Origin of the sequence: Mesorhizobium sp. RIZ17 (genome assembly GCF_051127865.1) — a bacterium.
Lineage (GTDB): Bacteria > Pseudomonadota > Alphaproteobacteria > Rhizobiales > Rhizobiaceae > Mesorhizobium > Mesorhizobium humile.
The window spans coordinates 6,044,356-6,056,583 of record NZ_CP147861.1 but is presented as its reverse complement, the minus strand read 5'-3'; the positions used below and the strand labels follow the sequence as shown (position 1 = coordinate 6,056,583).

The 12,228-nt window shown below is 63.1% G+C and carries 13 protein-coding genes; 7 read left to right on the top strand and 6 right to left on the bottom strand.

The features are described 5' to 3' along the window. Positions 1 to 47 precede the first annotated feature (47 nt). Complete coding sequence (locus WDX12_RS29530) at positions 48 to 1,421, top strand: class II 3-deoxy-7-phosphoheptulonate synthase (protein ID WP_320295948.1); 1,374 nt, start codon at positions 48 to 50, stop codon at positions 1,419 to 1,421. Positions 1,422 to 1,506: 85 nt separating this feature from the next. Here WDX12_RS29530 and WDX12_RS29525 read toward each other — a convergent pair whose 3' ends face one another. Continuing rightward, complete coding sequence (locus tag WDX12_RS29525) at positions 1,507 to 3,087, bottom strand: glycosyltransferase family 39 protein (protein WP_434722963.1); 1,581 nt, start codon at positions 3,085 to 3,087, stop codon at positions 1,507 to 1,509. Positions 3,088 to 3,279: 192 nt separating this feature from the next. Between WDX12_RS29525 and WDX12_RS29520 the strand changes: the two genes are divergently transcribed. Further along, positions 3,280 to 3,984, top strand: coding sequence for a hypothetical protein (locus WDX12_RS29520; protein WP_320295946.1), 705 nt, complete (start codon positions 3,280 to 3,282; stop codon positions 3,982 to 3,984). 285 nt (positions 3,985 to 4,269) lie between these two features. On the opposite strand, the gene WDX12_RS29515 is transcribed toward WDX12_RS29520, so the two are convergent. The 3 genes from WDX12_RS29515 to WDX12_RS29505 form a co-directional block, all read right to left on the bottom strand. Beyond that, positions 4,270 to 5,037 carry an RES family NAD+ phosphorylase gene (locus tag WDX12_RS29515; RefSeq protein WP_434722962.1) on the bottom strand — a complete coding sequence of 256 codons (768 nt, stop codon included), beginning with the start codon at positions 5,035 to 5,037 and terminating at the stop codon, positions 4,270 to 4,272. Beyond that, a complete protein-coding gene (locus tag WDX12_RS29510) occupies positions 4,997 to 5,374 on the bottom strand; it encodes an antitoxin Xre/MbcA/ParS toxin-binding domain-containing protein (RefSeq protein WP_320295944.1) in 378 nt (125 codons plus the stop codon). The genes WDX12_RS29515 and WDX12_RS29510 overlap by 41 nt, the downstream gene beginning before the upstream one ends. 63 nt (positions 5,375 to 5,437) lie before the next feature. Continuing rightward, entirely contained in the window at positions 5,438 to 6,508 is a 1,071-nt protein-coding gene (locus WDX12_RS29505) for a GGDEF domain-containing protein (RefSeq protein WP_434722961.1), read from the bottom strand. A 323-nt stretch (positions 6,509 to 6,831) separates the two neighbouring features. On the opposite strand from WDX12_RS29505, the gene WDX12_RS29500 reads away from it, so the two are divergent. Both WDX12_RS29500 and WDX12_RS29495 read left to right on the top strand, forming a co-directional pair. Then, positions 6,832 to 7,251 carry a GFA family protein gene (locus tag WDX12_RS29500; protein ID WP_320295942.1) on the top strand — a complete coding sequence of 140 codons (420 nt, stop codon included), beginning with the start codon at positions 6,832 to 6,834 and terminating at the stop codon, positions 7,249 to 7,251. A gap of 78 nt (positions 7,252 to 7,329) precedes the next feature. Next, positions 7,330 to 7,689 carry a diacylglycerol kinase gene (locus WDX12_RS29495; RefSeq protein WP_042644382.1) on the top strand — a complete coding sequence of 120 codons (360 nt, stop codon included), beginning with the start codon at positions 7,330 to 7,332 and terminating at the stop codon, positions 7,687 to 7,689. A gap of 135 nt (positions 7,690 to 7,824) precedes the next feature. On the opposite strand, the gene WDX12_RS29490 is transcribed toward WDX12_RS29495, so the two are convergent. Both WDX12_RS29490 and WDX12_RS29485 read right to left on the bottom strand, forming a co-directional pair. Then, entirely contained in the window at positions 7,825 to 8,424 is a 600-nt protein-coding gene (locus WDX12_RS29490; protein ID WP_434722960.1) for a DedA family protein, read from the bottom strand. Next, the gene (locus tag WDX12_RS29485; RefSeq protein WP_434722959.1) at positions 8,421 to 8,984 is read right to left on the bottom strand and encodes a DUF1003 domain-containing protein; all 564 of its coding nucleotides are present in this window, start codon (positions 8,982 to 8,984) and stop codon (positions 8,421 to 8,423) included. The genes WDX12_RS29490 and WDX12_RS29485 overlap by 4 nt, the downstream gene beginning before the upstream one ends. 92 nt (positions 8,985 to 9,076) lie before the next feature. Between WDX12_RS29485 and WDX12_RS29480 the strand changes: the two genes are divergently transcribed. From WDX12_RS29480 to WDX12_RS29470, 3 genes are all read left to right on the top strand, one after another. After that, the gene (locus WDX12_RS29480) at positions 9,077 to 9,790 is read left to right on the top strand and encodes a DNA-3-methyladenine glycosylase I (RefSeq protein WP_434722958.1); all 714 of its coding nucleotides are present in this window, start codon (positions 9,077 to 9,079) and stop codon (positions 9,788 to 9,790) included. 159 nt (positions 9,791 to 9,949) lie between these two features. Next, the gene (locus tag WDX12_RS29475; protein WP_320295938.1) at positions 9,950 to 11,629 is read left to right on the top strand and encodes an NAD+ synthase; all 1,680 of its coding nucleotides are present in this window, start codon (positions 9,950 to 9,952) and stop codon (positions 11,627 to 11,629) included. Between the two features lie 32 nt (positions 11,630 to 11,661). Beyond that, positions 11,662 to 12,075, top strand: a complete 414-nt coding sequence (locus WDX12_RS29470; RefSeq protein WP_320295937.1) for a GNAT family N-acetyltransferase — start codon at positions 11,662 to 11,664, stop codon at positions 12,073 to 12,075. Positions 12,076 to 12,228: the final 153 nt, after the last annotated feature.

The following is a 12,228-nucleotide window of genomic DNA, read 5'->3' as shown; positions in this document are numbered from 1 at the left end:
TCATAGTTTTCCCTGGAGTTGCTCCGAAAGGGCGTTTGGGTGCAGCGATGACGAAATGGTCGCCGAATTCGTGGAGAGCAAAGCCGATCAAGCAGGTCCCGGCCTATCCGGACCTTGCCGCTCTGAAGGCCACGGAAGCACAGCTTGCCACCTTCCCGCCGCTGGTTTTTGCCGGCGAGGCGCGCAAGCTGAAGAAGCAACTGGCGGCGGTCGCCGCCGGCGAAGCCTTCCTGCTCCAGGGCGGCGATTGCGCCGAGAGCTTTGCCGAGCACGGCGCCGACAACATCCGCGACTTCTTCCGCGTCTTCCTGCAGATGTCGGTGGTGCTCACCTTCGCCGGCGCGCAGCCGGTGGTGAAGGTCGGCCGCGTCGCTGGCCAGTTCGCCAAGCCGCGCTCGTCCGACAACGAGACCAAGAACGGCGTGACGCTGCCGAGCTATCGCGGCGATATCATCAACGGCATCGAGTTCGACGCCAAGTCGCGCATTCCGGACCCCGCCCGTCAGGAAATGGCCTACCGCCAGTCGGCCGCGACGCTCAACCTTCTGCGCGCCTTCGCGCAGGGCGGCTATGCCAGCCTGGAGAATGTGCATCGCTGGATGCTGGGCTTTGTCGCCGACAGCCCGCAAGGCGAGAAATACGAATCGCTCGCCAACCGCATCACCGAGACGATGGAATTCATGCGTGCGGTGGGCATCACCTCGGAAACCAATTTCGCGCTGCGCGAGACGGATTTCTACACCAGCCACGAGGCGCTGCTGCTTGGCTATGAGGAGGCGCTGACGCGCGTCGATTCGACCTCCGGCGACTGGTACGCGACCTCGGGCCACATGATCTGGGTCGGCGACCGCACACGCCAGCCGGATCACGCGCATATCGAATATTGCCGCGGCATCAAGAATCCGCTCGGCCTGAAATGCGGGCCGTCGCTGACGCCGGACGGGCTGATCGAGTTGATCGACCTGCTCAATCCCGAGAACGAGCCGGGCCGCCTGACGCTGATCGCCCGCTTCGGCTCGGACAAGGTCGCCGAGCATCTTCCGAAGCTGGTGCGTGCGGTGAAGAAGGAAGGCCGCAGCGTCGTCTGGTCGTCCGATCCGATGCATGGCAACACGATCGAGGCGGCGGGCTACAAGACGCGGCCATTCGACCGCATCCTCAAGGAAGTACAGACCTTCTTCGAGGTGCACCGCGCCGAAGGCACGCATCCGGGCGGCATCCATGTGGAGATGACCGGCAAGAACGTCACAGAGTGCACGGGCGGCGCCCGCGCTATCACGGCGGAAGACCTGCAGGACCGCTACCACACTCATTGCGACCCGCGCCTTAACGCCGATCAGGCGATCGAGCTCGCCTTCCTGGTCTCGGACCTGCTCAAGAAGAGCCACCCGGTGCAGCACAAGCAGGCCGCCAACGCCTGAATGGGGGCTTGATATCCATTATTAGAGGCGCTGGCGGCGACGCCTGCGCCTTTTGACGTGGGCTGGCAATCATTCGGATCGCGGGTCATTCCGGATCGGGCGGCCCGGGCGGGTCGCCCGGGAAACTGGTTCGCCCGGGCGGAATGACGGCAAAGCTGATCTCCAAGGGCGGTGCTTTGAGCGACCAGTCGAATGGCACCGTCTTGACCGGCAGGCCAGCAATCCAGGCCTGCTGTTGCGGGGAGAGTTTCCAGCCGTGCGGCCATACAAACAGCATGCCCTGATCCCGCAGGCGCTGGTCCGTGATCCAGGGGGCGAGGCGCCTGTCGAGGTTCGTGAAGATGGAGGGCTGGTCCGCAGCTTCCAGCCCGGCAAGCTGAGCCACGCCGTCCTCGCCGCCGACAATACCCAATGGTCCCGGCACCGTCTCATGCCAGATCGCCTGGGCCGTCTGCGAGATTGATCGCGCCGGCCAGCAACTCGGCTGCAGGTGGCCGAGGACGTTGCAACCTGTCCAGCGGGTCGCCGCATAGGCGCTCGACACGCCGACCACGCAAAGCAGCGCCAGCACCGTCAGTCGGCGCAATTCCTTTTGTCCCAGTCGCTGGCCCAGAAGCGCAATCGCCAGGGCGCCGACGAGATTGTACATCGTCGCGCCCCAGGACTCGCCAGTGCCGGTAAACAGCGAGGCGACCATGATCAAGAGTGCCGGCCCCAGGCCCATCCATGCCAGGTAGACAACAGCGCGCCGCTCGGGAGCAGGGTAGGCCGGCGGGGGTTCGCGTCCGGGCCCGGGCTGCCGGCGCAACAGGCCGGAAATAGCGAGCACGACGGGAACGGCGGCAAGCCCGGCAAGCTGAACGCCGATATAGTAAAGCCGGGCGCGGTGGGCGATCACCCAGGCGTTGCGATGCGCGGCATAGGTGAACGGCAGGAAATCGAGGCGGACAAGCTCCACCGCCAACGGCGCCACGACGCCAAGAAAAACCGCGAGGCCGAGCCACGGCCATGGGGTGGCGAGCCGGCTTCGGGCACGCGCGTCGTATAAGATCCAGAGGCCGCCGAAGGCCAGCAGCAGAGCCGTCGAGAACTTGGCATAGAGCCCCAGGCCGGAAACGAGGCCGAGGGCGAGCCACCAGCCCGGTCGTCCGTCGCGCGCCGCGCGCCACAGCAACCATGAAATGCCGGCCCAGAACGGCATCTGCGCGTAGTCATGATTGAATTGCGGGGTCGGCCAGCCGAAGAAATAGATCGCGGGCATCAGCAGCACGGCGGCGAGCGCGCGGGTCGAGCCCATTATGTCGCGCGCAAGCAGATAGACCAGGACGAAGGTCGTCGAAACCATAAGCTGCGACAGCATATATTGCGGCCAGCGGAATGAGCCGGTCAGGAGATGGCTGATCTCGAGCAGCCAGCACGGCAGCTGCGGATGCTTGTAGGTCAACAGCATCCATTCGCGACCCCACATGAAGCCTTCGACGACGTCGCGGGGCGGCCCAACGTTGACGAGCGCCGGCATGACGGTCCAGCAAGCGATCTGGATCAGGCACAAAAGCGCCAGCAATCGCCATGGGTGCCGGACCAGGCCGTTCCAGATCGAAGACAGATCGCCTTCAGCCGCGGCCGCGGCGGGCCAGACATGCACGGATTCGCTGGTTCTCGACATGCGGGCCTAAAATCACACCGGTGGATTGCTGAACAGTCCGATAGCAAAAGCTTACGAAAATGTATGCTGCCGCAACATTGTAAAACCAAGATTGCGATGGAACCCGTCGCTGGCGCTTTGGGCAGGATCGGCCGGCCGATCGTTGCCGGAGACGGCCCACGGCGCCGCGGTTCCAGCAATACAGGTGCCTCCATGCGCCATCAGCATGCCGTCATTCATCACCGTGGGCTCGATTTCTGGTCGGCGCGCGCCGCGGTTCTCGTCATCATCTGCCTGCAGCTTCTGGTCATCAACAACCTGTCCTTCGGTCCGCGCTGGCTTGCCCCGACGGTGGAGGCAGCGCTGCTCGTGCCCTTGTCGATCGCGACGGCCTGGACGCAAATGGCGACGCGCAAGGCAGTCGATCACGAGCATTGGTACGCGATCGGCCAATTGCGCCTCTACATCCGCCGCACGGCACTGGTGATGACCGGGGTCATCAGCATCATGAATTGCGGATCGCTGGTTCTCCTGGTGCGGGCGCTGCTGGAAGGCCATGCCGGCGCCGGCACGACGCTGCTCGTCGACGCGCTCAACATCTGGGTCACCAACGTGATCGTCTTCGCGCTGTGGTTCTGGAGCACCGACCGCGGCGGCCCGCCGACCTGCGGCCTGGTCAAGCGCGCGCAGGCAGACTTTCTATTCCCGCAAATGACGCTGCCCGATCGGGAGATCCAGGGCTGGCTGCCGGGCTTCGTCGACTATTTCTTCCTGGCTTTCACCAATGCCACGGCGTTCTCGCCGACCGACACCTTGCCGCTCACGCAGCGCGCCAAGCTCCTGATGATGGCCGAAGCGATGATCTCGCTGTTGACGATCGCGCTGGTGGCTGCGCGGGCGGTCAACATCCTGGCCTAAAACTGCATCGATATTCAGGTGAGGCCGGCCTGCAAATGGCGGCTTCCTGCGCTTCCGGCCTTCGCCGGCCGAAGCAATCATGATAGTGACGGGTGAGCAGATTAGGCTTCGGCCGGCATAGGCCGGTGCTCACGTACTTCAAGTACGCTCCGCTCCGGCCTTCGCCGGCCGAAGCCCTCATAAGCTCTCCGCCCTATGAAGGCTACGGCCGGCGTAGGCCGGTTCTCGAAAATCGCCATTTTCGGCTCGGCCTGACCTGAATCTCAACACAGCTCATCGCACTTGTCAGGTGGTTCGCTCCCAGCGCATTCCCGCCAGCCTTGGATCGGCAAAGGCGGTGCGTGAGAATTCCAGCCTCCTATCCGGGAATTCGCCGATCGCCTGGAGGCCGAAGGAGCCTATCCGGATGCGCCAGGTCTGCGGCTCCAGCGGTTTTGCCTTGGCAAAGCCCTTGCACGTCAACAGCGCGATGTTGGCGCCTTTGGGATCGCGCACCGAGCGATAGCGGATCGCCTGCAACTCTGCCTCACGCGCGACGTCGGCGATCGCCTGGCAGGCGGTGTAGTCGGTGGCGTGCGTCCAGGCCTTCTCGTCGCGATCGAGCGGCGGCCGCGTCAGGTCGATCGCGCGGTCGCATCTGATCGCCGCCACGAAGGCGGTGTATTCCGCAGCGTCGTTCGGCCATGGCGTCGCCGGCGATTCCGCGAAGAACAACAAGCGGTAGAAAGCCATTTCCGCAACCGCCGTCAGCACCGTCTCGGCGGCATAATAGACGCCTTTCGTCTTGCCGGCGCGGCGGAAGCGCGAGCCGTACGGATAGACCGAGCCGTAACGAAAGGGCGTAGCCAGCAGGTAATGGAGATGGCGGCATTCCAGCGGGATCTGCGGCTTGGTGTCCTCGATAAGGTCCTCCAGCAACGCCTGCTCATCGAGCGTGTCGATGAGCTTGAGGGTGGAGACACGGTGCTGCGCCTCGACCATGCGCCAGTACTTGCCTTCGAGCCTGACGGCCTCAGACGAGAGCGCGTCGGGAGTCCAGGTAGGCAATGACATCGACAAGTCCGGCAATCGTCAGGATTTTCTCGATCGGCGTGCCGTCGAGCGTGGTGTTGGGGTTCTTCAGCCACGCCCGGGCAACGGTCTCGTCGCCGCCGACGATGGCGTCGAGCGAGCGGAACAGGCGAACGAACAGCACCGCCAGTTCGAACGGCTTGGTGCCGCGTTCAAGCAGGAATTCCTGCTTGCGCATGCGCGAGACCGTCGCCTCCGACACGCCGATGACCAAAGCGAGGGTCCTGGCGGTGATGTCGAGCAGGTCGGCCGCGCGCAGCGTGGCCTTGGTGATGACGGCGTTTTCGGCCGCCGTCGCGGCCGCGACTGGACGTTGCATAAGCGCACCCTTTCATTTCTGTGGAAAATATAGTCCACAAAAATTCTTCTGGAAAGGGGCGTGTCAGTCTTTCTTGTAAAGCAGCCAGCCCTTGGCGGGGCGCCCCGCCGTCGTCGAATGCCTGGTGACCCGGTTGCGGCCGCCGACCTTGGAGCGATAAAGCGCGCGGTCCGCCTTGGTGTAGAGGTCTTCGGGGTTTTCCGCCTCCGAAGCCATGCAGATACCCAGCGATACGGTAACGGTGCCGTAGTTGATGCCACTCTGGCTGCTGGCGAACGGGGTCTGCTCGATCAGCGCGCGGATGCGCTCGGCGATCTCGTAAGTGGCATCCTCGCTGGCGCCCTCGACGATAAGCGCAAACTCCTCGCCGCCGGTGCGCGCGACAAACATGTCGGAACGCACGCTGGACTGGAAGATCTCTGCGATGATCTGCAGGATCCTGTCGCCGACCGGGTGGCCGTAGCGATCGTTTATGTCCTTGAAATGGTCGATATCGGCAAGGATCAAGGCGTTGAACAGGATACCGCGATTGCTGTTGTAGATCCGGGTGATCTCCTTGTCGAAGGCGCGGCGGTTCCACAACTGCGTGAGCGGGTCGGTGTCGGCGAGCCGCTTGTACTCCTCGAGCTTCGACTTGACGCTTTCAAGCTCGGCCGTCTTTTCGCTGAGCGTGCTGGCGATCTGGCGGCCGTGGTCGATCGTCGAGCTGGTGGCGGCCGACATGGCGCCGGCGATCTTCTGCAGGAGCTCCTGCGAGAGCAGGCTGCGATTGCTGAGGCCGATCGAGGTCTCGTCGAGGATGCGGCCGTATTTCTCGATATGCGAGTGCTCGCTGCGTAGCAGCGTGGCGATATCCTCAAGCTCCTTGGCGATCATCTCGCGGGCGTGCTCGACAATGGCGGGGCCGTGGTGTTGCGGAAAGAAGGCCCGCCCGATGCGGTCGAGGTCCTCCTGGGTCGGGCGGTTGCTCAACGAGACGACGGCAAGGCTGAGTTCGTGATTGCTGCCGCTGAGCGCCTCGTAGAAGATTTCATAGTTGCGCGGCAGGCCGAGCACGCCGAGCTGTCGCATCGTCGCCACTACCGTGCTGGCGATGTCGGTATTCCTGTCGGTCGGAATGGCTGCCGGCTGCATGTTGTGTTCACTACCCCTTCAGTGCGACCGGAGACCTGCCACCGCCGGGAGTCGCTCGCGCGGGGATTGGAATCAGAAATGCGGATGCAACGGCGCGTCCCCAACACGACCATCGCTTGTGGGAATCATAAATGCAGTCCCGCTAAAGTTTCCTTAATAGCCCGCATTTCCTCATTGTCCTTGCTACCACAGGGTGCAAGGCGGTGCAGGGCGCGGCTTCTGAAACGCGTCGCCTCGGTGTCGCATTTGCCGGTGCCCGGCCATCTCAAAACTGAAATTCTATTCCGCAATGAACGGGGCGCATGATGTCGACGGAGGCCGGAATGGACGACAACCACAGCGGATCGTGCCTGTGCGGGGCGGTGCGGTTCAGGACGAGCGGGCCGCTACGCGGCGTCGTCTACTGCCACTGCTCGCAGTGCCGCCGGCAAACCGGCCATTTCGTCGCGGCAACCGCCTCCAAGGACGTCGATATCGTCATAGAAGGCACCGACGCGCTCAACTGGTACGGCGCGTCCGACATAGCGAAACGCGGCTTTTGCCGCACCTGCGGTTCGCTGCTGTTCTGGAAGCACAATGAACTGGACACGATCTCGATCATGGCCGGCTCCTTCGAGAGGCCGAGCGGTCTGTCCGCGGAAAGCCACATCTTCGTCGGCGACAAGGGCGATTACTATTCGATCGAGGACGGGTTGCCGCAGTTCGAGAAATCGACACCGTCGATAAAGGTCGCGGACGGATGAATTTTGCGGCGGCGGCCTTATTCCCTTGATCCCGCCATTGCGATATCCCCAGCCGGTGACTCGCAAAGGGGCAGAGGCATGCAGCGGCTGATCGATGCGTTCATCAATTCAGTGCGGGCCTTCCGCAAGTTGGCCGCCCACGAAAAGGCGTTCCAGCAGGAATTGCTGTTGCTTGCTCTTGCCTTGCCGGCTGGCTGGTTCATCTCGGTCTCCTGGCGCGGCTATGCCCTGCTGATCGGCGCGGTGCTGCTCCTGATCATGGTCGAAGTGCTCAACACCGGCATCGAGGCCGCCTGCGACGCGATCTCGCGCGAATTCCACATCGAGATCCAACTCGCCAAGGATTGCGGCTCGCTGGCGGTGCTTATCTCGATCGTGATCGCCGGCGGCGTCTGGGGCATCGCCCTCATCGAACGCCTTATCGGCGCGCCGATCTGATCCTGGAGCAATTCCAGGAAAAGTGTGAGCGGTTGGGTTCGGCGCCTTCGCCGTAACCTTCCGTCGGGAATTGCGTAAAAACAAAGGGTTAGAGCGGTTCGCCGTTTCCGTGAAGCGGTGAAACGCTCTCGCGGGTCAGGGTCCCGCCCGGTCTTCCTTGGCGCGTTCGCGGCTGGCAAAGTGATGGCCGACCAGCCAGGCAACAATCGCCACGACCGCGCCGACGCCAAGGGCGATGAGCAGGCGTTCATGCCGGGCGAACGCCTGGCCAACCATCTGCTCCGCGCCCAGGCCGAAGACATAGCCGATGCCGCTGAACAGGGCCGCCCAGACCGCGGAAGAGATGGCATTCAGGACGACGAAACGGGGCACTGGCACCGTCGACAGACCGGCGGCGACACCGCCGACCAGGCGCATGCCGTAGATGTAGCGGTTGGTCAGCACGAAAATGTTGGGATGGGTGTTGAGCAGGCGATAGGCGCGGCTGAAGCCCGGACGCCTGCGCAGCCTTCTCACATAGCGATGCTCGGCGAAGCTGCGCCCCAGGGTGAAGAAGAACGTGTCGCCGGCGAAGGCGCCGACAAAGGCCGCCAGGAAAGTCTGCCACAGCACGAAAACATGCTGATGGGCGAAGAAGCCGCCGAGGATTGCGGCGCTTTCACCTTCGGCCACGCAGCCCAGAAAGACCGCGATCAGCCCATATTGCTCGATGAGATGGTGGATGGTCTCGTTCATTCTGTTACGGGTCGCGCCGACAGCTTCTCGTCGATACGCCTGATCTGCTCGGCCATGCGCAGGATTTCATCCCGCATGCCGATGATCTCGCTGTGGCGCAACTCGTCGAGCTTCTCATGCAGGGCCATGATCTCGATCTCGGCCTTCAAATTGACCTCGTAGTCATGCGCAGCGTCGATGCGGTCGCGCTCGGTCTGGCGGTTCTGCGACATCATGATCACGGGCGCCTGGATCGCCGCCAGCATCGACAGCACAAGGTTGAGGAAGATGAAAGGGTAGGGGTCGAAGGCGTCGCGCGTGAGCAGCCAGGCATTGCCGGCGGTCCAAACAACCAAAAAGGCCAGGAAGGCGAGGATGAAGGACCAGGAACCGCCGACCCTGGCAATGCTGTCGGCGATGCGGTCGCCATAGGTCTCGTGGAAGGCCACGGCCTTGTTGGTATCTCTGGTGACGGTTGTGCGATCGATAGCGCTTTGCAGCACCCGGCTTTCCAGGGCACTAAGGCCGTCAGGCTTTCGCCTCAGCCAGCGGTTCGCCAGATCCTCGACCGTCTTGTTCATCGTCCTCTCCATCACCAGCACGCCTCGATAGAGGTAGAGGCTGCCGGGCCGGACGTGAAGTGATAGATTGCTGTGACAGGCGAGGGACAACGATGCTCGATTTCAAGAAAATCCACGCACGGGCGGCAAAGCGCAAGGGCGGCGATGCCGTGTTGGCGCCGTTGCTCGGCCCGGCGCCCGACAACACGGCGGTAGCGAAGATCCCCGACGACCGCATTCTCTCCACCATGGCCGAGCGCATTTTCGCCGCCGGCTTCGTGTGGCGCGTCATCGAGCAGAAATGGCCGGGGTTCGAGGAAGCGTTCCTCGGCTTCGAGCCGAAGCGGCTCTTGTTCCAGCCGGACGACTTCTGGCACGAACTCGCGTCCGACAGCCGCATCGTGCGCAACCCGCAGAAGATCAAGTCGGTGCGCGACAATGCCGCTTTCGTCGATCGCGTCTCGAAGGAGCATGGCAGCTTCGGCAAATTCATTGCCGGGTGGCCGGCGGACGATCAGGTCGGCCTGACCGCCTATCTCGCCAAGCATGGCAGCCGGCTCGGCGGCAACACCGGCCAGTATTTCCTGCGCTGGCTGGAATGGGACACGTTTGTGATCTCCACCGACATGGCGGCGGCGTTGCGCGACGCCGGCCTCGATATCGCCGAAAGCCCGACCTCGAAACGGGACCTCGACAAGATCCAGGCGCAGATCAACCGATGGTCGGCCGAGAGCGGCCTGCCGCGCCGCCACATCTCGCGCATCCTGGCGATGTCGATCGGCGAGAACCGTTCGGCAGAGGCGTTGCGCGAGTATATGGGCGACTAGGCCTGCCACAATCGATCGATAAGGGACATAATCGGCTTTGCTGATTAGTCGGGATACGATCTTCGATCGATCAGGGACATAATCGGCTTTGCCGATTAGTCCTATTTGGTACAAGCAATCGCCATTGCGGGGCGATTTCAGCCACGCTAAATCCGTTGCATGACCAAGACCGCTCCCGATATCCTGCGCATCGCCGTTGCCCAGCTCAACCCGACCGTCGGCGACGTCGCCGGCAATCTGGCGAAAGCCCGCGAGGCGAGGGCGGACGCGGCGCGGCAGGGCGCCGATCTGGTGCTCTACACCGAGCTCTTTCTCGCCGGTTATCCGCCGGAAGACCTGGTGCTGAAGCCTTCCTTCCTGATGGCTTGCGAGAAGGCGGCGCAGGATTTCGCCAAGGATACGGCCGACGGTGGTCCAGGCGTGATCATCGGCACGCCGCTGAAGCGCAAGACCGGTACGCATAACTCCATCGTCTTCGCCGACGGCGGCAAGATCATCGCCGAGCGCTACAAGCTCGATCTGCCGAATTATGGCGAGTTCGACGAGAAGCGCGTGTTCCAGGCCGGACCGGAACTGCAGGGCCCGGTCAATTTCCGCGGCGTGCGCATCGGCGTTCCGATCTGCGAGGACATCTGGGGCGACATCGCCGTCTGCGAGACGCTGGCCGAAAGCGGCGCCGAGATCCTGCTGGTGCCGAACGGCTCGCCCTACTATCGCGCCAAGATCGACGTCCGCCACCAGGTCGTGATCCGCCAAGTCATCGAAACCGGGCTGCCGATGATCTACGCCAACCAGCTCGGCGGCCAGGACGAGCTGATCTTCGACGGCGCCTCGTTCGCCATCGGGGCCGACAAGACGCTGGCTTTCCAGATGAGCCAGTTCGAGGACGCGGTCGACGTCACCACCTGGAAAAGAAAGGGGGAGACCTGGGTCTGCTCGGAAGGCCCCATGTCGAAGATACCGGAGCGCGAAGAGGCGGACTACCGGGCCTGCATGCTCGGCCTGCGCGACTACGTCAACAAGAACGGTTTCAAGAACGTCGTGCTCGGCCTTTCCGGCGGCATCGACTCGGCGATCTGCGCGGCCTTGGCCGTCGACGCGCTGGGCGAAGAGCGGTTGCGGACCGTCATGATGCCCTACCGCTATACGTCGAAGGATTCGCTGAAGGACGCCGAGGACTGCGCCAGGGCGCTCGGCTGCCGTTACGACATCGTGCCGATCTCCGAGCCGGTCGAAGGCTTCAAGCATGCGCTGACCCAGCTCTTCGAAGGCACCCAGGAAGGCATCACCGAGGAGAACCTGCAGAGCCGCGCGCGCGGCACGATCCTGATGGCGATCTCGAACAAGTTCGGCTCGATGGTGGTCACCACCGGCAACAAGAGCGAGATGTCGGTCGGCTATGCCACGCTTTACGGCGACATGAATGGCGGCTTCAATCCGATCAAGGACCTCTACAAGATGCAGGTCTATGCGCTGTCGCGCTGGCGCAATTCGCATGTGCCGCCGGGCGCGCTCGGACCGTCCGGCGAGGTCATCCCGAAGAACATCATCGACAAGGCTCCGTCGGCGGAGCTGCGCGAGAACCAGACCGATCAGGATTCGCTGCCGCCCTATCCGGCGCTGGACGACATTCTCGAATGCCTGGTGGAGAACGAGATGAGCGTCGACGACATCGTCGCGCGCGGCCACGACCGGGCGACGGTGACACGCGTCGAGCACTTGCTCTACATCGCCGAATATAAGCGCCGCCAGGCGGCGCCCGGCGTGAAGATCACGCGGAAAAATTTCGGCCGCGACCGCCGCTATCCGATCACCAACCGGTTCCGGGATCGTGGCTAGTCCTCGACCCTGAGATTGCTGCAGTGCCGAGCATGCAGGATATTGAAATCAGTTTCGACCTGTCGCGGATGGATTTCCGGGCGACCTCCGACCAACTCATGCAAAGCTATTGGGGAGCGTCACGAAACGACGATGCCAACCATCGCGCCTTCGACAATTCGCTTTGCGTCGGCGCCTATCTCGACGGCAGGCAGGTCGGCTTCGCCCGCGCGATCACCGACTATACGGTATTTGCCTATGTCGCCGATGTCATTATCTGGCCCGAACATCGCGGGCGGGGAATCGGCAAGCGGCTCGTCCAGGCGTTGATCGATCACCCGGAGGTCGCGTCGGTGGCGCATTGGAGCCTGTCGACCGACGACGCCCATAGCCTCTACGAGAAGTTCGGCTTCAAGGCGTCGACCGATGGGCACTACATGCGCTTGGAGCGCAAGCCGGCAGTCTGACCTGGGACGCGAGGGCAACGCCGTTGTTGCAAATTCGTCTCAGTGCTTGGACCAGATGTCGTTTTGGCGATAGGCCGGCTTGGCGATCGGCTGATGCCTCCCTATAAGAGCTTCTCCGCGATTCCCTTCCGGGAGGACCGTATGGCAGGATTT

Excerpts from the sequence above, each read along its gene's own strand:
- WDX12_RS29530 (WP_320295948.1), top strand. The coding sequence starts at position 48 with ATGACGAAATGGTCGCCGAATTCGTGGAGAGCAAAGCCGATCAAGCAG.
- WDX12_RS29525 (WP_434722963.1), bottom strand. The coding sequence starts at position 3,087 with ATGTCGAGAACCAGCGAATCCGTGCATGTCTGGCCCGCCGCGGCCGCG.
- WDX12_RS29520 (WP_320295946.1), top strand. The coding sequence starts at position 3,280 with ATGCGCCATCAGCATGCCGTCATTCATCACCGTGGGCTCGATTTCTGG.
- WDX12_RS29515 (WP_434722962.1), bottom strand. The coding sequence starts at position 5,037 with ATGTCATTGCCTACCTGGACTCCCGACGCGCTCTCGTCTGAGGCCGTC.
- WDX12_RS29510 (WP_320295944.1), bottom strand. The coding sequence starts at position 5,374 with ATGCAACGTCCAGTCGCGGCCGCGACGGCGGCCGAAAACGCCGTCATC.
- WDX12_RS29505 (WP_434722961.1), bottom strand. The coding sequence starts at position 6,508 with ATGCAGCCGGCAGCCATTCCGACCGACAGGAATACCGACATCGCCAGC.
- WDX12_RS29500 (WP_320295942.1), top strand. The coding sequence starts at position 6,832 with ATGGACGACAACCACAGCGGATCGTGCCTGTGCGGGGCGGTGCGGTTC.
- WDX12_RS29495 (WP_042644382.1), top strand. The coding sequence starts at position 7,330 with ATGCAGCGGCTGATCGATGCGTTCATCAATTCAGTGCGGGCCTTCCGC.
- WDX12_RS29490 (WP_434722960.1), bottom strand. The coding sequence starts at position 8,424 with ATGAACGAGACCATCCACCATCTCATCGAGCAATATGGGCTGATCGCG.
- WDX12_RS29485 (WP_434722959.1), bottom strand. The coding sequence starts at position 8,984 with ATGAACAAGACGGTCGAGGATCTGGCGAACCGCTGGCTGAGGCGAAAG.
- WDX12_RS29480 (WP_434722958.1), top strand. The coding sequence starts at position 9,077 with ATGCTCGATTTCAAGAAAATCCACGCACGGGCGGCAAAGCGCAAGGGC.
- WDX12_RS29475 (WP_320295938.1), top strand. The coding sequence starts at position 9,950 with ATGACCAAGACCGCTCCCGATATCCTGCGCATCGCCGTTGCCCAGCTC.
- WDX12_RS29470 (WP_320295937.1), top strand. The coding sequence starts at position 11,662 with ATGCAGGATATTGAAATCAGTTTCGACCTGTCGCGGATGGATTTCCGG.